The sequence below is a fragment of the Pseudomonas sp. SIMBA_068 genome (genome assembly GCF_046534705.1).
GTDB classification, from domain to species: domain Bacteria; phylum Pseudomonadota; class Gammaproteobacteria; order Pseudomonadales; family Pseudomonadaceae; genus Aquipseudomonas; species Aquipseudomonas putida.
This window is the reverse complement of record NZ_JAWRYI010000612.1, coordinates 1-268: the sequence shown is the minus strand read 5'-3', so window position 1 is coordinate 268 and position 268 is coordinate 1. Positions and strand designations below refer to the sequence as shown.

Sequence of the window (268 nt, the reverse complement as noted above, 5' to 3'; positions counted from 1 at the left end):
ACCGCCGGGTGCCAGGTCGGGATTTCGGCAAAGCCTTCTTCCACCACCCAATCGAAGCGGATACCGGGAATGGCCCGCGCCGCATCGGTCAGTGCCGGCAACGCATGAATCACGTCACCCAGGGATGAGGTCTTGATTACCAATACGCGCAAACTAACGGACCTCGACCACTGAGCCCTGCAACCGCTGCAAAGCCTCGTTGACCGGCTGCGGCAGCAATTGGCGCAGGCAGTTGTAGTGGCCGAACCGGCAGGTGCGGTCAAAACAC

Annotated in this window: 2 pseudogenes; both read right to left on the bottom strand. The window is 61.2% G+C overall.

Going from position 1 to position 268, the window contains the following annotated elements:
- Nucleotides 1–152 (bottom strand): annotated as a pseudogene (locus tag SB756_RS30650) (lipopolysaccharide heptosyltransferase 1); the annotation flags it as partial.
- Nucleotide 153: 1 nt separating this feature from the next.
- Nucleotides 154–268: pseudogene (locus tag SB756_RS30645) on the bottom strand (lipopolysaccharide heptosyltransferase II); the annotation flags it as partial.